The organism is Aeromicrobium sp. HA, assembly GCF_027171405.1.
GTDB lineage: Bacteria > Actinomycetota > Actinomycetes > Propionibacteriales > Nocardioidaceae > Aeromicrobium > Aeromicrobium tamlense.
The window spans coordinates 244,983-262,906 of the sequence record NZ_CP114372.1 but is presented as its reverse complement, the minus strand read 5'-3'; the positions used below and the strand labels follow the sequence as shown (position 1 = coordinate 262,906).

Here is a 17,924-nt window from a genome sequence, read left to right as displayed (position 1 = left end):
TCGAACGCTCGACTCACCCCGAGATCACACCCTCTCCGCGACTCGGGCGTTGGCGAACAAGCCTGCTGGCCGCAGTGCCAGCACCACGAAGAGCAGTACGAAGACCATGCTCACCGAGTACCGCGGACTGACGAACTGAATGAACGCCGTCTGCACCGCAGCCACGGCCAACGCGCCGGCGGCGGCCTTCGAGATGCTGCCCAACCCACCGACGACCGCGGCTGCGATTCCGAGGATCACCAGCGGAAGCGCGGTCGTCAGCGAAACCGCAGCGATGGACGCCTGCAAGACCCCAGCCAGGCCGAGGGCGGCGCCCGCCAACATCCATGTCACGAGGGCCACGACGCCAGTCGGGACTCCGTAGAGAGTCGCGAGTTCGGGATCCGCCGCAGTCGCCTCGATCGCGTTGCCCGCCATGGTCCGATCGATGAACAGCAGGGTTCCCACGATGAAGGCCGCTGCGAGCACCACGACAAGGATTCGCTCAGAGGAGAAGGTCGTGCCGCCCACGGTCACACTGCCATCGATCAGTGGTCCGGCGGAGAAGCCCTCCTTCGCCCAGATCTCGCCAGCGAGATAGTCCAGCACCAACCCATACCCGAGGAGCGCCAGGGAGAGCGAGACATGATCGATTCCCCTGCGTTGTCCCCAGGCGACCGCCACCGCATAGCCCACGAGCGACGCGCATGCCGCGACAGCCAGCGTGACCAGAATGCCGACCACGCCCGGACTCATTTGGTTGACGTAGAAGATGCCTGCGATGGCGGCGATGTGGCCCGCACCGAAGTTCAGAACGCCGCTCGAGCGATAGATGACGTTGAGGGACACCGCGATGAGCGCGTACACCGCTGCGTTGCAGAACGTCGTGACAAGGAACTGCGTCACGCCAACACCTGCCTTCTGTGCTCTGAGTCACTAAGTGAGAATGACGTCATCTTTATTATTGCGATCACAAAAGTCAAGCGAATGCGAGAAGCCCGGCGGATCAGAGTGGTTGGCCGACGGGCGGGCGGGAGTCGTAGGCGACATATCGCTCGATGAGTCCGGATTCACCCACCGATCCGCTCGACAGGTACGAGAGGACGAGAGTTCCATCCCCGTCGCGCACGGCGCCTTCGACGAAAAATCTCTGCCCCGCCACCGAGACCCGAGTCTCGTGGTGCCAGTCACGCTTCCCGCGCAGTTCGAACAGCCGTCGCAGCTCGGCACGCGACGTGGCCTCCACCCGCCGACCCAAGGGGCCCTCCGCCCCCGGTTCGTAGGGGGGATGCGAGTAGAAGCACTTCGGAGTGAAGCACCCGGCGGCGCGGACGAAATCACCTGCTGCCAGATGCTCGAAGTAGCTAGTCAGCGCAGGAGGGATTGTCATGTCAGCTTCTTTCGTTGGATTGGGCCCAAGATCGGTGGTGATGCCCCGCGTCATAGCGCGGCGTTTCGCCCTGCTCGGAGACCGCTCACCGCGGCCCATCCGAGACCTCCGCCGTACACGTCCTGGAATACTCCGCCTGCGTCCGCCCCTGCCGCGTACAGCCCTTTCATGGGCGTGCCCTCTCGATCGAGCACACGACATCGGTCGTCGACCAGGAGGCCGCCCATCGTGTACGTGATCGCGGCGCGACACTCAACGGCGTAGAACGGCGGACTCTCCAATCGCTGATAGCCCCGCGTCCGGGGCGGAATGAGATCAAGAACTGGGTCACCGGCCCGATTGAACGAGTTGATCGTGTCCAGCACGTTGTCGGCCGGAACACCTCGTTCTTGCAGCAGTTCCGCGATTCCTTCGATCGTGTCCGACCGCAGGACCGAGCCACCCAGGCTTCGGACCAGGTCCAATCGATCCTCGACCTGCGCGCCCAGGACGCCGGGCAGACCAGCTCTCCCCGTGACGTACTCATCGCGGATCGCCTGGTCGAACACGAGGAAGTAACTTGCGTCGGGCTGACGCGAACCAATCTGCGCGTTGTGCTCGTCCAGGACACCGATCGACTCATCGGTGAAACGCAGACCTAGGCGATTGAGGGCGATCGTGTAGTCGGAGTAGTACTGAGACGCCGGGATGAACATCGATGGATCGAGTGGCTGAGGAGTGACAGGGAGTGAATGCCCGTAGAACGACGACATGGCATTCGACAGAGCTGCACCGAGCCGCCGGAATCGATCGACGCCGAATCCGTCGCTCGTCCGGTTCGACCTCACCAGCACGTGTTCGGCCTCAGGCGTGACGAACTCGCGCAGCATCGCAGAGTTGTTCTGGAAGCCGCCTGTCGCCGAGACGACGCTGCGTGCGGTCACACTGAATCCGCCGGACGACAACGACCACTGCCCCTCCGACCTGTCCACCGCACTGGGCGGGGACTCGCAAATGACACGACCCCCCAGCCGTTCCAGTTGATGCACCATCGCTTCGGCGAACTCATGACGGTCCCCGCCGACACCAAGTCCCATGAGTCGCCCGATCCCCATGTCGTCCTTGAGACAGTCGATCGCCGGCTCCAATGGAAGTCCCAAGGACTCCAGCCAGGCCCACGCCTCGTCAATGCCGTCGCATAACAGGCGCTGCAGGTCGGCACGCCCTCGCGGAATGTAACGACGCGCAGTGTGGAGGTCCCGCGGCGCCCAGATGAGACCTCCGCTCAGCGCCATTGATCCACCGACGACAGAACTGGCTTCGAGCACCAGGACTTCAGCGCCGGATTCGGCCGCGGCCAAGCCCGCCACGAGGCCAGACATGCCCCCGCCGAGGACCGCGACGTCGACGGGTGGACCCGCAGCCTTTGTGACTCTGTTCACATTCGCGAGGGAAACATGAATGCGTCGTCACCGTCAAGACTGTCGTCACTTTTCACCGAGCAGTGGCAGCACGTCGGCGGTTGCGCACAGCTCGGCACCTCCACTGAGCAGCGGAGGCGCAGCGCGTCTCGCTAGGGGCGGGCGCCGCGCTGCTGGACGCAGCGGCTGGCGGCGCCGATGCCGCCGGTGAGCGCGGCGCGCGGGTCCTTCTGCTCCAGCCACGAGGCCAGGAAGCCGGCGGTGAAGGCGTCGCCCGCGCCGGTGGTGTCGACGACCTGGATGCGCGGAGCGGCCACCTGCTCGCGGTCGCCGCCGGCGACGTAGGCGGCGCCCATCGAGCCGAGCGTGACGACGACCTGCGGGTACATCCGCGTCAGCGCGTCGAAGTCGACGAACGGGCCGGTCGCGCCGACCATGAGGCGCGCCTCGTCGAGGTTCGGCACGAGCAGGTCGACGCCGCGGGTCCACTCGGCGAACGCCTCGGGCGTGACCTCGCGCAGGAACGCGGTGGTGCTGGGGTCGACGCTGACGCCCGTACCGCGCCGCTTCGCCTCGGCGATGAGGTCGATGGCGACGTCGCGGGTCTGCGGGTCGAAGAAGGTGTAGCCGGTGAGGTGCAGCCAGTCGACGCCGTCCCAGAGGTCGTCGGGGAGGTCGGCCTGCGTGAGCGTGCCGTTGGCGGCGCGGTCGACGTACATCGTGCGGTCGGCGTCGTCGTCGAGGGTCAGCACGATCGTGGCCGTGGGCAGCAGCGGGTCGGCGACCAGCCTCGGCTCGACCTGGTGCTCGCGCAGGGCGTCACCTGGCGCTCGACGCCGTCGTTGCCGACCTTGCCGAGGAAGCGCGTCTGCGCGCCGAGGAAGCCCAGCCACGCAGCCGTGTTCGCTGCCGACCCGCCCGGCGTCATCCGGATCTGCGCGCGGGTGTCGCTGCGCGGGGCGACGGGCTCGAGAGGCAGGACGCCGATGTCGTCGACGACGTCGCCCACGACGAGGATCACGGGTACTCCGCCGCGGCGGTCGCGATGCGGGCGGCGACCTCGATGTTGTTGCGGGCGATGTCGAGGTTGACGGCGAGGCTGTCGCCGCCGGTGAGCTCGACGATGCGCTGCAGCAGGAACGGCGTGACCTCCTTGCCCGAGAGGCCCTTCGCCTCGGCCTCGGCGAGCGCGCGCTCGAGCGCCTCGTCGTGGACCTGCGGGTCGAGCTGTTTCTCCTCCGGCAGCGGGTTCGCCACGACGATGCCCGACCTCAGTCCGAGCTGGTCGCGGCTGTGCATCACCGCGGCGACGGCGAACGCGTCCTCCGCGCGCCAGTCGAGCTGGTGGCCCGACGAGGTGAGCCAGAAGCTCGGGAAGTCCTTCGTGCGGAAGCCCAGCACGATGACGCCGAGGGTCTCGAGGCGCTCCAAGGTCGCAGGGATGTCGAGGATCGACTTCACGCCGGCCGAGACCACCGTGATCGGCACCTGGCCGAGGACGGTGAGGTCGGCGGACTCGTCGAACGTCTCGGACGCGCCGCGGTGCACGCCGCCGAGGCCTCCGGTGGCGAACACGCGGATGCCCGCGCGGTCGGCGATCCACGACGTGGCGGCCACCGTGGTGGCGCCGCTGCCGGCCATGCCGAGCACGACGGGGAGGTCGCGGACCGTGAGCTTCGGGACGTCCTCGTTGGCGATCCGCGACAGCTCGTCGGCGGTGAGGCCCGCCTTCAGCTCACCGTCGAGGACCGCGACCGTCGCGGGCGTGACGCCCTGCGACCGCAGGATCTCCTCGAACTCCTGCGCGGCCGCGAGGTTGTCGGGACGGGGCAGGCCGTGGCTGATGATCGTGGACTCGAGGGCGACGACGGGGCGCCCCTGCTCCAGTGCTGCGGCGACTTCGGGGGACGGCTGGACTCTCACCCCGCGACTCTAACCGTCGCTTCCGACGGGCAGGACGGCACGCAGGACGCGCAGCGTGTTGCCGCCCATGATCGCGGCGATGTCCTCGTCGGAGTGCCCACGGTCGCGCAGCTCCTGGGTGACGACGGCGATGTCGCTGGTGTCCCAGGCGACCTTCGTGGCTCCGTCGTAGTCGCTGCCCAGCGCCGCCGTCTCGAGGCCGCCGACCTCGATGACGTGCTCGATCGCGTCGACGACGGCGGCGGGCGTCAGCTCGCAGACCGCGGCGTCCCAGTAGCCGATGCCGACGACACCGCCCGTGGCGGCGACGCCGCGGATCTCGTCGTCGGTGAGGTTGCGGTTGACGTCGCACGTCGCCTGGACACCGCCGTGGCTGGCCACCACGGGCTTCGTGGCGAGCTCGAGCATCTCGGCGATCGCCGGATGACTGGCATGGGCGATGTCGACGACCATCCCACGGCGCTCCATCTCGGCGAACGCCTCGCGGCCGAGGTCGGTCAGGCCGCCCTTGCCCTCGCCGTGCATCGACCCGGAGACCTCGTTGTCGAAGAAGTGGGTGAAGCCGGCCATGCGCGCGCCGGCACCGAACAGTCGACCGAGGTTGTCGATGTCGCCCTCGAGGCTCTGCAGGCCCTCGAGCGAGAACAGCGCCCCGGTCACGTTCTTGCCGGCCTCGCGGTCGGCCACGAGGCGGTCGAGGTCGTCGCGCGACCGGATGAAGCGCAGCTCGCCCTCGGAGTCGGCGACCGCGTCCTGCAGCTTCTCGGCGTGGTAGAGCGACCGCTCCACCAGCGAGGTCCACGTGCGCGGCGGCTGCAGCTGCAGGATCGCCAGCAGGGTGATGTTGTCGGTGTTCGCCGGGTTCGAGTCGTAGTTCTGGTTCTTGGGCGTCTTCGACACCGACGAGAACACCTGCAGGCCGACGTTGCCGTCCTGCAGCCGCGGCAGGTCCATGTGACCGCGGTCGGAGCGGTCGAGCAGGTCCCGGTTCCACATCAGCGTGTCGGAGTGCAGGTCGGCGATGAACAGGGAGTCGTGGAGCGCGACCGTCTCGCGGTCCGGCTCGGCCAGGTCGGTGTCGGCCATCCGGTTCATGCTGTTCTCGACGATGCCCGGGCCGAGCGCGAAGAACCCGACCACGCCGAGCAGCAGGAGCACGAGAACGGCGAGCAGGGTGCGCCGCAGCCAGGTCCGAGTCTTCTTCGCCACGCGCGCACGCTATCGGCCGGCGTGACGTGGGTCATGCCCTGGGCCCCCGGCACGCCGAGGACTCCGGCCGTCGCCGGAGCCCTCGGGCGCACGCTCAGGAGAGGTGGTGCACCTCCTGCAGCCCGCGGACGGGCGTGGGGATCCCGACGTGGCGCGCCTTGAGCTGGAGCGCCAGGTAGAGCGAGTAGTGCCTCGACTGGTGCAGGTTGCCCCCGTGGAACCACAGATGCGGCTGCTGCGTCGGCTTCCACATGTTGCGCTGCTCGCCCTCCCACGGTCCCGGGTCCTTGGTCGTGTCCGAGCCGAGTCCCCAGACCTTGCCCACCCGGTCGGCGACGTCCTGGCTGATCAGGTCCGCGGCCCAGCCGTTCATCGAGCCGTACCCGGTCGCGTAGACCACGAGGTCGGCCGGCAGCTCGGTGCCGTCCGCCAGCACCACGGAGTCCTCGGTGAGGTGGGAGACCTGGCCCTTCGCCAGCTTGACCTCCCCGTCCGCGACCAGCTCGGCCGCCCCGACGTCGATGTAGTAGCCCGACCCCCGGCGCAGGTACTTCATGAACAGGCCCGAGCCGTCGTCGCCCCAGTCGAGGTCGAAGCCGGCAGCCTCCATGCGTGCGTAGAAGTCGGCGTCCCGCTCCTTCATCTGCTCGTACAGCGGGATCTGGAACTCGTGCATGATCCGGTAGGGCAGCGACGCGAAGACGAGGTCGGCCTTCTCGGTGGTCATGCCGGCCGCGAGCGCCCGCTCGGAGTAGAGGTCGCCCAGGCCGATGTCCATGAGCGATTCGGACTTCACGATGTGGGTCGACGACCGCTGGACCATCGTGACGTCGGCATCGTGCTCCCACAAGGCGCCGCAGATGTCGAACGCCGAGTTGTTCGAGCCGATCACCACGACCCTCTTGCCGCGATATGCGTCGGGGCCGGGGTGCTGGCTCGAGTGCTGCTGCTCGCCGCGGAACACGTCCTGTCCGGGAAGCACGGGAACGTTCGGCTTCCCGGACATGCCGGTCGCCAGCACGAGGTGCGTCGGGGTCAGCGTCAGCGCCTCGCCCTCGCGCTCGATCTCGACGGTCCATCGTCCGGTCTCCTCGGAGAAGGACGCCGAGGTCGCGACGGTCGAGGACCAGTACGGCACCTCCATGACCTTCGTGTAGGACTCCAGCCAGTCACCGACCTTGTCCTTCGGCGCGAACACGGGCCAGTTGTCGGGGAACTTCAGGTAGGGCAGGTGGTCGTACCAGACCGGGTCGTGGAGGCACAGCGACTTGTAGCGGCTGCGCCACTGGTCCCCCGGCCGGGGGTACTTGTCGATGACCAGGCTCGGGACGCCGAGCTGGCGGAGCCGAGCACCGAGCGCGATGCCGCCCTGGCCGCCGCCGACCACGAGGACGTAGGGCTGCTCGGTGCGTCCGAGTGACGCGTCCTCCGCCTCCCGGCGCTCCGTCCAGGTCGTTCGATCCTTCGTCGCACCGTGCTCGGCGCCCATCGGCCGCCGGGAGCCGCGCGGCTCCTCGTGCCCCTTCAGCTCGTAGAGCGTCGTGAGGAACGTCCAGGCCCTCCAACGGCCTTCCTCCTCACGCAGGCGAACGAGACCACGACCGCGGCCGACCGCCGTCTCGAACACGAACCAGGCGGTGATGACGCCGCCCTCCTCGGTGGCCTGCTCCTCGAGGACGAACCGGCTCGGGTCGGTGCGCTCGAGCGTGTCGGTCAGCAGGCCCTCGACGCCGGATCGATCCTCGACCGTCGTGATGTTCCAGCTGAAGGCGACCAGGTCGCGCCAGAAGCTCTGGGTGGCGAACTGCGCGGCGGCGCGGTGGACGTCGCGGTCGCGCAGGGCGGCCTCGAAGTCGGCGAACCATCCTTCGGCTGCGACGGTGGGATCGGGGTTCGCCGCCGTGTCGACGGGTGGTTCCAGAATCTGGGTCATGATCGCTCCTCGAATCGCTGAGGCCGGTGGGGGACGGACCTCAGGACACCGCCGGGGCAGGTCGGCCGGGTAGCGTTGCACGACGTTGCACGTGACGGACGTCACACTGGATGCCTATGCTGGCGACGACCCAGGAGGTGGCGAGGTGAACAGCTTCAGCGCCGTCGCGCCGGGCACGGACCTGCCGCGTCACGCCCGGGACCTGCGCCGGATGCACGACCTGCTGCTCTCCGGCGGGCGCGCACCCGCCCTGCCACGGCCCGTGGTCGCGCGATCGTGGCAGCGGATGCTGGCGCTCGGCCTCAATCCCACGGGCGCGGGCGCGCGCGACCCACTCGGCCGCGACGAGGTCGAGCGGCGCCGCCGCGCCACGCCGCTGCGCTGGGTGATCGACGACCTCCGGCTCGCCCTCACGAGCGTCGCCGACGCGTCCCGCTTCCTGCTCGTGGTGACCGACGCCGACGGGATCATCCTGTGGCGCGAGGGGGCGAGCACCGTGCGACTGCAGGCCGACCGCCTCGGCTTCGGCGAGGGCGCTCTGTGGACCGAGGGCCAGGTGGGGACGAACGCGATCGGCACCGCCATCGCGGAACAGGCGCCGGTCCAGCTGTTCTCCGCCGAGCACTTCGAGGAGCAGCAGCACCCGTGGTACTGCACCGCCGCGCCGCTGCACGACCCGCGCACGGGCGAGCTGCTCGGCGTGGTCGACGTCAGCGGACCTGCCCTGACGCTGCACCCGGCCATCACCGCCCTCGTGGAGACTGCCGTGCGACTGGCTGAGGCGCGGCTGTCGCAGGTGCACACCCATCAGCTGGAACGGCTCCGTCGCTCGGTCGAGCACGTGGTCGCGTCCTCGAACGGACCGCTCCTGGTGGTCGATCCCGACGGCTGGGTCGCCGTGCGCTCCGGCATCGCGGTGCGTGACCGGATCGCCGCTCCACGGCCGGACACGTCACTGGCCGTCCCGGGGATGGGTCTGTGCCTGCCCGAGCCCATCGACGGCGGCTGGCTCGTGCGTCCTGCGACCGCCGACCGGCGCGTGCGGGGTCGACTCGACCTCACGGGCGGCGAGCCGGTGCTCGAGGTGACGTCCGCCGACTCGACCCTGCGCCGACCCCTGAGCGCCCGCCATGCCGAGCTCCTGGTCCGGCTCGCGGACGCCGGACCCGCCGGGACGTCCGCCGCCGCCCTCAGCCGGGCGCTGTTCGGCGACAGTGGGCACGAGGTGACCGTGCGCGCCGAGATCTCGCGGCTGCGACGGCAGGTCGGGGCGCTGCTGACGACCTCGCCCTACCGCATCGCCGCCGAGGTCGACCTCGTCGTCGTGCGGTGAGGAGGGTCCGACCGGTCAGAGGCCGAGGACCGACCGGACGGTGGTGATGACGCCGCGGGTCATACCGGGGGGCCGCGTGAGGCGACGCCCCTCAGAACTCGTAGCCGCAGTTGCTGCCGATCTCGCGGAACGACCCCTTCATCGGGAAGATCTGGACCTCGTCGACCTTCTTGTCCCGCGGTCCCGGGCGGTTCTTGATGAGCTTCACGGTCACCTTCGCACGCCAGTGGCTGTAGTAGAGCCCCTGCCAGGCCACGCGGTCGGCCGGCGTGGTGACCCAGTCGTAGTTCAGGTTCGTCACCTTCACCCAGTCCGACTCGCGGTAGTAGCGGTCGGCCTCGCGCCACTTGCCGCCCTTGTAGTACTCCCACTCGATCCAGCGCTTCACCATGTACTTGCCGGTGCCGTAGTACCGGGCGGGGTCGGTGAACGTCACCCGGACACCTATCGCCGCCTTGAAGTTGTCGCAATTGCGCCACTTCGTGGTGGTCTTCCAGCTGCCGGCCTGGGCCGCCGGCGCGAACGCCAGCACGAGGGCCGCGAGCAGCGCCGCGACCACTGTCATCCGTGTCGTCCTCATGTTCGTCCCTTCCTCATCGGTAGACCGTGATCGTGACGACGCCCGTCCGGGCGTCCATGGCGTTCGGGGACCCGGAGAAGACCACCTGGAGACGGTGGCGGCCCGGCCGAAGGGGTCGGCTGACCAGCGTGAGCGTGTTGCGATGACGCGCGGCGAGCGTCGCCGTCACGCGGACACCGCCGTCGACGTGCAGCTGCATCCGCCCGGTCGCGTTGATCGCGGGAGTCGTCCTGAGCGTGGCGGTCACGCGGATGCTGTCCCGTGCCGTGAACGTCAGGTCGTTGACGCGGCCGGTGAGTCTCGTCGCGGCCTTGACCGTCACGACGAGCGGCGCCGAGACGGACGACGAGAACGCGGCGCTGCCGTCGTAGGTCGCGGTCAGCGTGTGACGTCCGAGCGCCAGACTCCTCGGCAGGGCGAACGTGGCGCGTCCACCGGAGAGCGTCGCGGTGCCCAGCACCGTCGCACCGTCGCGGATCGTCACCGTGCCCGCGGGCGGCCCGCCCGTGCCGGAGACCGTGATCGTGAGGCTTCCGCCGACTCCGTACGCCACGGCTGCCGGCCCCCGAAGCACCGTCGTGGTCGCCTTCGCGTCGATGACGCGGTTCGGGTCGAACACCCACAGCTCGTTGCCGACGTTGCGGTCGTCATCGGGGCTGTTGAGGAAGTACAGCAGGCCCGCCGCCCCGTAGAGGACCATCGGGCCGTCCACGATCGCACCCGACTCGTTCGGCAGGTCCATGACACGTTCGGTCCCTGCGGCCGTGCCGTCCGTCCGATAGAGGTCGCGTCCGCTGCCCGCGGTCGCGCCGAAGTACGCGTGACCTCCCCAGGTCGCGAATGGGAAGGCGCTCGAGCCCGGTGCGCCGGCACGTAGGTCAGCCAGTCGGGTCGCGGAGCTCCCGTCGGAGAACCACGGCTCGCGTCCGGCGGCATCGCCCGCGATCGCGAAGACCACGCCGCCGTTCAGTGCGACGGGATCGGTGGCATCGCCGGGCGGGCTCACCCGTTGGCCCACGCCCGACCCGCTCGTCGCCCAGACTCCGTCCCACGCGCCATCCCACGCGCGGTAGAAGACACGCCCGCCCGACGCCACCGGTTGGAAGTCCCAGTGGTCCTCGACGTACGCGAGCGGCGGGGCGCCGACCCGCACGGTCGTGGCCTCGGTGCCGCTCGTGCGCCAGAGCTCCGGTCGCGAGTCGTCGTCGTCCGTGTGGTCGGTGAGGAAGTACAGGGTGTCGCCCACCACCGCGGTGCCGGTCCGCGGCGAGAACGCCGTGCCCTGGGTCGGATCGGGGTCACCCCACGGGTCGGTCTGCGTGATGTCCTTGACGAGCTGCGGAGGGCCGGTGGGGCCGACCCTCCACAGCTCTTCCCCCGGCCCGGACGTGGCGACGTAGTGATCTCCCCACTCGTCCACGCCCTCCGTCCTGATGGTCCGGTCCGCCGCGAACACCAACGCGTCCCCGACCATCCCCAGCGCCCCCGGGTTCGAGTCGGTCCAGTCAGTCCTCCACTGGGGCTGGAGCTCCTCGTCATCGGTCGTCCGCGAGGTCGTGTTGACGTCCAGCAGCTGCGGGGCCGCCCCCGGGCCCGTCCACCGGTACGGCTCGCGCCCGTGGACGCCGTCGTCGGCGGCCAGGTACACCGCGCCCGGTCCTGCGTCGAGCAGCCACGTGGACGCGCCGGGCTCCGGGGTGAGGTCGGCGACCATCGCGGTGCCGCCCGTCGTCCCGTCGGAGAACCAGAGCTCGGAGCCGTGCGTGCCGTCGTCGGCCGTGAAGACGAGACCGTTCCCGAACGCGTGCAGGTGGTCCACCCGAGCAAAGCCGCCCGGGTTCGGATCGACCAGCTCGCGTGTTCCGGCCTCAGTGCCGTCGGAGGTCCACAGCTCGCTATCGGTCGAGCTCGTGCCGCTGTTGCCGTATGACACCCAGAAGATGCGGTCGCCGAGCGCCACGTGAGCGGCGCTGACCGCGCCCTCGAGGCCGGTCGCGACGCGGTACGGCTCGGGCGGTACGGCCCCGGCCGGTGCCACGAGGAGGGCGGCCCCCACCGCCGTCACCGCGCCGATCACCACTCCACGGACCCACCACGCCGACCGAGCCATCGCACACCTCCGCGAACGACCCCCAAGATCCTCAGGGTCACATCGACAGCGAGAGCGGCGCGGCGAAAACGTTCGCTTACCAGGAAATTCGTGACACCGGTGACGTCATGCGTCGCATGGTGCCCCTGGGGCTTTCCTCAGAGGCCGAGGACCGACCGTACTGTGGTGATGACGCCGTTCTCGTGGTTCGGCGGGGCCGTGTAGTTCGCGACGTCGAGGATGTCGGGGTGGGCGTTGCTCATCGCGAACGACCAGTCGGCGGCCTGGAGCATCTCGTAGTCGTTGAGGTAGTCGCCGAACGCCATCGTCTGCGTGGCGTCGATGCCCATCTCGGCCTGCAGCTCGCGGACGGCGAGCCCCTTGTTGACGCCCTCGGCCATGACGTCGACCCAATGCGCCCCCGAGATCGCGACGGGGTTCTGCTCGGCGTGCTCCTTGAGGAACGGCGCGGTGACCGCCTCGAGGTCGCCGAAGTCGTGCACGGCGAGCTTGATGATCGTGTCGTCGACCGAGGTCAGGTCCTCGGTGACCTTCAGGCGGCGGTAGTACGGCTCGACCTGGTCGAGGAACGGCTGGTCGGTGCGGTCGATCCACGCGGACTCGATGCCGCACACGACGATGCCGACGTCGACACCACGGTCGGCCAGGCCCTGCGTCATCCGCACGGCGCCGGACACCCACGCGGGATCCAGCGGGTGGGCGGCGACCTCGACGCCGGCGTGGGTCACGTAGGCGCCGTTCTCGGCGATGATGACGAGCTCGTCGGCGACCTCGTGGAACATCGACTCGATGGTCGCCCACTGGCGGCCACTGGCGGGGGCGAAGGCGACGCCGGCGGCCTGCAGGTCGCGGATGAGGGCGAAGGTCTCGGCGGGCATCTGCTTGCGCTCGTCGAGGAGGGTGCCGTCGAGGTCGGCCACGACGAGCTTGATGTCGGGCGCGGTCATGCCCTCAGTCGATCACACTCCGGTGGAAGTTCGCGTGGGACCGCGATGCCGTGGGACCGCGCTGGCCCTGATAACGGGACCCGTACTTCGCCGAGCCGTACGGGTTCTCCGCGGCCGAGGTGAGGCGGAAGAAGCACAGCTGGCCGATCTTCATGCCCGGGTAGAGCTTGATCGGCAGCGTGGCCACGTTCGCCAGCTCGAGGGTGATGTGGCCCTGGAACCCGGGATCGATGAAGCCGGCGGTGGAGTGCGTCATGAGGCCGAGACGGCCGAGGGACGACTTGCCCTCGAGGCGCGCGGCGACGTCGTCGGGCAGCGTCACGTACTCGTACGTGGAGCCCAGCACGAACTCACCCGGGTGCAGGATGAACGCGTCCTCGCCGGCGACCTCGACCTCGCGCGTCAGGTCCGACTGGTCCTGTGCGGGGTCGATGTGGGGGTACTTGTGGTTGTCGAAGACGCGGAAGAACTTGTCGAGGCGCACGTCGATGCTCGACGGCTGGATCATCGAGGCGTCATAGGGGTCGAGCGCGACCCGCCCGGCGTCGATCTCGGCGAGGATGTCGCGGTCCGAAAGCAGCACAAGGAGAACCTAACGCATCGTCTCTTCGCCCTGCGGTTCCCGACCTCGAGCGCTTGGCCCCTTCGTGTGCCAAGGTGCAGAGAAGGCAACTGTGAGGAGCACCACGTGTACAAGACCATCCTCGTCGGCGTCGACGGCAGCGACACGGCATCCCGCGCGGCCGAGGTCGCGGCGGAGCTCGCCTCGGCCACCGGCGCCGCCCTCCACATCGTCACCGCGGTCGACGAGAAGGCCACCGCGGCCACCGACCTCCCGCCGGGCATGCACCCGCTGAGCCCCGGCGAGCGCGCCGAGGCGATCGCCCGCCAGGTCGCCGACGGTCTCTCCTACCAGGGAACGGTCGAGTCCAGTCCGGCTCCCGGCAAGCCCGCCGACGCGCTCGTGCACGTGGCCAAGGAGATCGGCGCCGACCTCATCGTCGTGGGCAACCGCCGCGTGCAGGGCATCAGCCGACTGCTCGGCAGCGTCGCCACCGACGTCGCCCACCACGCGCCCTGCGACGTCTACATCGTCAAGACGGTCTGAGAGTCGGGCGCCGGTTCAGTGGAGCCGGTGACGGGAATCGAAGCCGTGTGATCGTGCTGGAATTGCAGGCACTCCCCCGAGTTTCAGTGACCCATAAGCACCCACGCGAACCGGCGGGAGCGCATCAGGTCGCAGTTTTGTGTACGCGTACACATGGCTGGGAAGTGTCTGAGGCGGGAGCGACACTCGACCCATGACCGACACCGACCGAGCCATCCTCGACTTCGAGCGTGAGAACTCGTGGTGGAAGTACCCCGGGGCGAAGGAAGCGGAGATCCGTGCGCGGTTCGGTCTGAGCTCGACGCGCTACTACCAGCGGCTCGCGCAGTTGGTCCGCGATCCTGAGGCTGAGGCGTACGACGCGTTCACGGTGCGCCGGCTGCGGTCGATCGTCAGTCGCCGGCGCCGCGTGGCCTGACAAGAGAACGAGGCCCCCGCGCCAAATCGGGGGCCTCGCTGCGAGTCTCTTGCTGGTCTCGATTCTACTGCCAACGGGTAGGTTTCCAGCGGCTTTCGAGTAGGGCGTATGGGACGGGCAATGATAAACGTCAACGACGCCTGACGTCGGCCGCGGCGAGCCACACGTACGGCACCTGCAGCCGGTCGTCGTGGAGGTAGATGCAGACGTGGTCGCCGTGCTGGCGGACGGCTGTGCAGTCGACGATGGCCTGGCCGTCGTGCTCGAACACGATGCGGGCCCGTGCGGGGACGTGGGGGCGCATGTCCTCGATGCCTCGAGCGTGGGGTCCGTTCTCGTCGTGGAGCGGCCACGAGGTGTTGAGGACGCGCTGGTGCGGCTTGTGGCCTGGGTTCGGTGCTGAGTGGCGCTCGATCACTTCGCCAGCGTAGGTCGCTGAAACGACGAAAGCCCCCGCCGCCTCGAAAGGCGACGGGGGCGATCAGCGGGGTACAGGTCTAGCCGCGGTACTCCCGGTCGAGCTCGAGGATGGCCTGGGTGAGCAGGCCCTGCGCCTCGTGGAGGTGCATTCCCTCGGGTGGGCGGACGACCGTCTTGCGGTTTCCCTCGGCGTCGAGGACGTCCTCGACCGTGATGCGGTGGACGACGTTGATGGTCTGGCTGGCCATGGTGACTCCTCAGCGGATGACGATGGTGGGTGCGTTGCGGACGATGACCTCGGGGTCGTCGATGCACTCGATCTGGGGCGTGTAGGTGCCGGGCGCGAGGATGATCGCGGTCGGGTCGGGGTCCACGGCGCCGCTGTTGGCGATGAGCCAGAGCGACTGGACGCCGTCGGGGCTCGTGCACGGATGCTTCGTGGTGCCCTTGTCGAACGAGAGCGTCCACCGGTCAGCAGGCACGGCGGGATCGGTGACAATCGTCAGTAGGTACTTCTCGACGCCGGGTCGCAGGAGTTCGAACGGGACGGTGCTCACTGGGCCTCCTGGGTGATGGTGACGGTGCGTGCTCGGCGCTCGATGCTGACCGTGCGTGCGTGGCGGGTGACGGACAGGACGCGGATGGAGGTGGCGCCGCGGATCGTCGCGGAGCCAGTCACGGCCGTGGACCCGATGACCGTGCCAGCAGCCGGCCAGATGTCGGGGACGTCGACAAGGGTGGCCGAGCCCGAGATCGCCGAGGATCCGGTGACGGTCCCGGACGCTGCACGTCGGACCGTGACGGCGCCCACCGCGGCGCTCTGTGCCGCGACCATCCCGCCGAGGTCTTCGGGTCCGGCGACAAGCTCGGCCGTGCCGATGACCGCCGTGGAACCTGCGGTGGTGCCGGTGACTGCCGATCGGCTGGTGACCGCGCCAACGGCCGAAGACGCGCCTGCGACGGATCCAGCAAATCCACCGGTCGGGCTGGCAGAGCCGCTGACGTTGGTGGTCGCGGCAACAGCCCCAGAGGTGGCGCGCGTGACAGTGACCTCGCCACTGACGCCGCTGGTCGCGTCCGCCTGTCCTGTCGAGGGCAGGAGCGTCGTTGCGGTGCCCGCGACGGTGGTCACGGCGGCGGCGAGAGCGAACGCAGCACGACGGGCAGCGACGCCGCCGGAGGCGCCGCTCGTTCCAGCAACCACGGCCGAGGCTGCGGTGCGGCTGGTGACGGATCCCGAGGTGGTCGTGGTGCCGACGACGGCACCAGCGGCAGGGTTCACTCCGAGCGTGTCGATGAAGCTGACGAGCGCGTTGGCGATCTGCTGGTGCCCGGTGTTGTTCGGGTGCAGGCCATCAGCGTCGTGCCACGCCTGCGACGACGCGGTCGGGTAGACGTCCTGCAAGTCGAGGACGCGGATGCTGCCCGAGTACGAGTGGGCGGCACAGGCGTTCTTCACGGCCGTGACGTACTGCTCGTACGTGAACCCGAGCGCGTTCGTTCCGGCCGTCGCGGCGAGGCGCCACGGGACGAGGATCACGACCGACGGGGAGGATGCGAGCGCGGCGTAGGCGTTGAGGCGCGTGTTCAGAAAGCCGACGACGTCGGAGGGGCTGCGGGCGGCGTCGAGGAAGTCGTTCGAGCCGACCTGGTCGTCGATGACGAGGTGCGGCTGGATAGCGGTCCAGCCGTTGATGATGTCGTCGACCGCGATGAGGTTCGACTGCGCGCCGGTCCTCGAGCAGTCATAGGCGATGATGCCGCCGCCCGTGTCGTCGCCGTCGTAGACGACGAGACCATCGACGATGCCTTGCGTGGAGCCCGAGGTCACACGGATCGTGTACGTGCCACGCGACGGGAACGTGATGCGGTACGGCTTCGACGGCTGGTACGGCTGCCCGGAGTCGTTCGCGTTGATCGTGGCGACGGTCGTGCCGTTGCGGGCCACGGTCAGGTTGCCGCCACCCGCGCCACCGGCCTGCAAGTAGAGGACGTCGATCGCGGTGCCCGTGACGGACCACTCGCGGTACTGGCCGGTCGCCGTGAACCGGATGCCCTTGGTGCCCTGGCTGATGTTCCAGTTCGGGGTCGCGGTCGCAGTGCCGGACGACGGGGCACGCCATGACGCCGACGCGGACAGGTACGTGTAGTAGGTGCGCCCGGGGATCAGGCCCAGGGCGGCGCCGGAGATGCTGCGGAGCGTGCGCGTGCTGGCGACGGTCCGCATGCGGAAGGTGTTCGCTAGCGTGGACGCGCCCTCGCCCTCGACGAACGAGTCGCCCACCCACAGCCAGCGCGAGACTCCCGTGCCCGCGGCGGCTGCGTTCAGCGAGTTCCGCGCAGTGGTCAGCATCTCCGGCGCCCGCTCAGGTCAGCGTGATCTGGAGCGCACCGACGGCCCACGTCAGCTGATCGCCGGCCGCGACGGTCCGCGAGGACGACAGCGCCGTCCACTCCGTGCGCTGGGTGCCCGCACTCGAGGCCGAGTAGACGGCGAAGTGGGTGATCGTGCCGCCGCTGCCGGCCGCCGCAGTGGTGAGCGCGTTCGCGTTCGCCTTCACGGACGGGTCCGCGTTCGTGGCGGCAGCCCAGCCGGTCGCGCCGATCGCGGTGCGGGCCATGACCGAGGCGGACTCGGTGGTGCCGTTGGTCGAGTAGGCGATGTGATCGGTGGCGCCCGTGGTCGGGAAGCGCGCGTCGAGGGTCGCCTGAGATTCGGCGTTGGTCAGTCCGGGCATGGGTGTCTCCTGTTCAGGGGGTGATCGGTGCGGGCGGGGTGAGCGGGTGGGGGAACGCGTCGCCGATCTCGTCGCCGACGTCGGGGTCTTCCTCGCCACGGAAGAAGGCCACGGCGCCACCTACCGCGAAGGCGATGACGCTGAACACGAAGACGACGCCGAGCGCGACGCCGATGCAGATGCCAGCCAGCAGCGACACCGGATCCACGGGTCAGCCCTCGCGGATCCGCATGACATAGGAGGCGACCGCGGTCAGCACCGACTTGGCGGCGGTGATCGCGACGACCGTCCACGCCTCGCGGCTGGTCAGGTCGGCGTCGGGCAGCCACACGAGCAGCACGCCCGCGACCGCGATCAGGGCGTCGACAGCGAGGCCCTGGATGAGGGTGCGGACGGACCGGTTGGCGGCGTCAGCCTTGGCGATGTCGGACATGAG

At 69.3% G+C, this 17,924-nt stretch carries 22 protein-coding genes; 3 read left to right on the top strand and 19 right to left on the bottom strand.

Translation table 11 applies throughout. The annotated features are described in order from the left end of the window. Positions 1–24: 24 nt before the first annotated feature. From O3S82_RS01370 to O3S82_RS01335, 8 genes are all read right to left on the bottom strand, one after another. Positions 25–885, bottom strand: coding sequence for a branched-chain amino acid ABC transporter permease (locus O3S82_RS01370; RefSeq protein ID WP_269304976.1), 861 nt, complete (start codon positions 883–885; stop codon positions 25–27). 100 nt (positions 886–985) lie between these two features. Further along, complete coding sequence (locus tag O3S82_RS01365) at positions 986–1,369, bottom strand: hypothetical protein (protein WP_269304974.1); 384 nt, start codon at positions 1,367–1,369, stop codon at positions 986–988. A 50-nt stretch (positions 1,370–1,419) separates the two neighbouring features. Next, on the bottom strand, positions 1,420–2,790 hold the full coding sequence (locus O3S82_RS01360) for an FAD-dependent oxidoreductase (protein ID WP_269304972.1): 1,371 nt from the start codon (positions 2,788–2,790) through the stop codon (positions 1,420–1,422). A 131-nt stretch (positions 2,791–2,921) separates the two neighbouring features. Further along, positions 2,922–3,539 (bottom strand): carbohydrate kinase family protein, encoded by a 618-nt coding sequence (locus O3S82_RS01355; RefSeq protein WP_269307084.1) that lies wholly within the window; start codon positions 3,537–3,539, stop codon positions 2,922–2,924. Beyond that, positions 3,515–3,790: a PfkB family carbohydrate kinase gene (locus O3S82_RS01350; RefSeq protein WP_269304971.1), complete on the bottom strand. Its 276-nt coding sequence runs from the start codon at positions 3,788–3,790 to the stop codon at positions 3,515–3,517. Before O3S82_RS01350 ends, O3S82_RS01355 begins: the two co-directional genes overlap by 25 nt. Further along, positions 3,787–4,692 carry a pseudouridine-5'-phosphate glycosidase gene (locus O3S82_RS01345; RefSeq protein ID WP_269304969.1) on the bottom strand — a complete coding sequence of 302 codons (906 nt, stop codon included), beginning with the start codon at positions 4,690–4,692 and terminating at the stop codon, positions 3,787–3,789. The genes O3S82_RS01350 and O3S82_RS01345 overlap by 4 nt, the downstream gene beginning before the upstream one ends. 9 nt (positions 4,693–4,701) lie before the next feature. Further along, positions 4,702–5,901, bottom strand: coding sequence for a dipeptidase (locus O3S82_RS01340; RefSeq protein WP_269304967.1), 1,200 nt, complete (start codon positions 5,899–5,901; stop codon positions 4,702–4,704). A 94-nt stretch (positions 5,902–5,995) separates the two neighbouring features. Beyond that, complete coding sequence (locus O3S82_RS01335) at positions 5,996–7,834, bottom strand: flavin-containing monooxygenase (protein WP_269304966.1); 1,839 nt, start codon at positions 7,832–7,834, stop codon at positions 5,996–5,998. 145 nt (positions 7,835–7,979) lie between these two features. On the opposite strand from O3S82_RS01335, the gene O3S82_RS01330 reads away from it, so the two are divergent. Further along, positions 7,980–9,167 carry a GAF domain-containing protein gene (locus tag O3S82_RS01330; RefSeq protein ID WP_269304965.1) on the top strand — a complete coding sequence of 396 codons (1,188 nt, stop codon included), beginning with the start codon at positions 7,980–7,982 and terminating at the stop codon, positions 9,165–9,167. A gap of 91 nt (positions 9,168–9,258) precedes the next feature. On the opposite strand, the gene O3S82_RS01325 is transcribed toward O3S82_RS01330, so the two are convergent. The 4 genes from O3S82_RS01325 to dcd form a co-directional block, all read right to left on the bottom strand. Next, entirely contained in the window at positions 9,259–9,747 is a 489-nt protein-coding gene (locus O3S82_RS01325; protein ID WP_179426895.1) for a hypothetical protein, read from the bottom strand. A gap of 13 nt (positions 9,748–9,760) precedes the next feature. Continuing rightward, complete coding sequence (locus O3S82_RS01320) at positions 9,761–11,857, bottom strand: Ig-like domain repeat protein (RefSeq protein ID WP_269304963.1); 2,097 nt, start codon at positions 11,855–11,857, stop codon at positions 9,761–9,763. A gap of 137 nt (positions 11,858–11,994) precedes the next feature. Beyond that, positions 11,995–12,804 carry an HAD family hydrolase gene (locus O3S82_RS01315; RefSeq protein WP_269304962.1) on the bottom strand — a complete coding sequence of 270 codons (810 nt, stop codon included), beginning with the start codon at positions 12,802–12,804 and terminating at the stop codon, positions 11,995–11,997. Positions 12,805–12,808: 4 nt separating this feature from the next. Beyond that, positions 12,809–13,387: a dCTP deaminase gene (dcd, locus tag O3S82_RS01310; RefSeq protein WP_269304961.1), complete on the bottom strand. Its 579-nt coding sequence runs from the start codon at positions 13,385–13,387 to the stop codon at positions 12,809–12,811. Positions 13,388–13,492: 105 nt separating this feature from the next. Between dcd and O3S82_RS01305 the strand changes: the two genes are divergently transcribed. Beyond that, positions 13,493–13,912 carry a universal stress protein gene (locus tag O3S82_RS01305; protein WP_179426903.1) on the top strand — a complete coding sequence of 140 codons (420 nt, stop codon included), beginning with the start codon at positions 13,493–13,495 and terminating at the stop codon, positions 13,910–13,912. Between the two features lie 193 nt (positions 13,913–14,105). Further along, a complete protein-coding gene (locus tag O3S82_RS01300; protein WP_269304959.1) occupies positions 14,106–14,330 on the top strand; it encodes a DUF3263 domain-containing protein in 225 nt (74 codons plus the stop codon). Between the two features lie 130 nt (positions 14,331–14,460). Here O3S82_RS01300 and O3S82_RS01295 read toward each other — a convergent pair whose 3' ends face one another. From O3S82_RS01295 to O3S82_RS01265, 7 genes are all read right to left on the bottom strand, one after another. Beyond that, positions 14,461–14,748: a hypothetical protein gene (locus tag O3S82_RS01295; protein ID WP_269304957.1), complete on the bottom strand. Its 288-nt coding sequence runs from the start codon at positions 14,746–14,748 to the stop codon at positions 14,461–14,463. Between the two features lie 79 nt (positions 14,749–14,827). Then, complete coding sequence (locus tag O3S82_RS01290) at positions 14,828–14,998, bottom strand: hypothetical protein (RefSeq protein ID WP_269304955.1); 171 nt, start codon at positions 14,996–14,998, stop codon at positions 14,828–14,830. 9 nt (positions 14,999–15,007) lie between these two features. Beyond that, complete coding sequence (locus tag O3S82_RS01285; RefSeq protein ID WP_269304953.1) at positions 15,008–15,307, bottom strand: hypothetical protein; 300 nt, start codon at positions 15,305–15,307, stop codon at positions 15,008–15,010. Beyond that, the gene (locus tag O3S82_RS01280) at positions 15,304–17,103 is read right to left on the bottom strand and encodes an SGNH/GDSL hydrolase family protein (protein ID WP_269304951.1); all 1,800 of its coding nucleotides are present in this window, start codon (positions 17,101–17,103) and stop codon (positions 15,304–15,306) included. The genes O3S82_RS01285 and O3S82_RS01280 overlap by 4 nt, the downstream gene beginning before the upstream one ends. A gap of 13 nt (positions 17,104–17,116) precedes the next feature. Continuing rightward, the gene (locus O3S82_RS01275; protein WP_269304950.1) at positions 17,117–17,488 is read right to left on the bottom strand and encodes a phage tail fiber protein; all 372 of its coding nucleotides are present in this window, start codon (positions 17,486–17,488) and stop codon (positions 17,117–17,119) included. Between the two features lie 13 nt (positions 17,489–17,501). Then, positions 17,502–17,696, bottom strand: a complete 195-nt coding sequence (locus tag O3S82_RS01270; protein ID WP_269304949.1) for a hypothetical protein — start codon at positions 17,694–17,696, stop codon at positions 17,502–17,504. 3 nt (positions 17,697–17,699) lie between these two features. Then, positions 17,700–17,921, bottom strand: coding sequence for a hypothetical protein (locus tag O3S82_RS01265; RefSeq protein WP_269304947.1), 222 nt, complete (start codon positions 17,919–17,921; stop codon positions 17,700–17,702). Positions 17,922–17,924 lie beyond the last annotated feature (3 nt).

Coding starts and splice junctions, on each gene's coding strand:
- O3S82_RS01365 (WP_269304974.1), bottom strand. CDS start 1,369: ATGACAATCCCTCCTGCGCTGACTAGCTACTTCGAGCATCTGGCAGCA.
- O3S82_RS01335 (WP_269304966.1), bottom strand. CDS start 7,834: ATGACCCAGATTCTGGAACCACCCGTCGACACGGCGGCGAACCCCGAT.
- O3S82_RS01325 (WP_179426895.1), bottom strand. CDS start 9,747: ATGAGGACGACACGGATGACAGTGGTCGCGGCGCTGCTCGCGGCCCTC.
- O3S82_RS01320 (WP_269304963.1), bottom strand. CDS start 11,857: ATGGCTCGGTCGGCGTGGTGGGTCCGTGGAGTGGTGATCGGCGCGGTG.
- O3S82_RS01315 (WP_269304962.1), bottom strand. CDS start 12,804: ATGACCGCGCCCGACATCAAGCTCGTCGTGGCCGACCTCGACGGCACC.
- O3S82_RS01300 (WP_269304959.1), top strand. CDS start 14,106: ATGACCGACACCGACCGAGCCATCCTCGACTTCGAGCGTGAGAACTCG.
- O3S82_RS01290 (WP_269304955.1), bottom strand. CDS start 14,998: ATGGCCAGCCAGACCATCAACGTCGTCCACCGCATCACGGTCGAGGAC.
- O3S82_RS01280 (WP_269304951.1), bottom strand. CDS start 17,103: ATGCTGACCACTGCGCGGAACTCGCTGAACGCAGCCGCCGCGGGCACG.
- O3S82_RS01275 (WP_269304950.1), bottom strand. CDS start 17,488: ATGCCCGGACTGACCAACGCCGAATCTCAGGCGACCCTCGACGCGCGC.
- O3S82_RS01265 (WP_269304947.1), bottom strand. CDS start 17,921: ATGTCCGACATCGCCAAGGCTGACGCCGCCAACCGGTCCGTCCGCACC.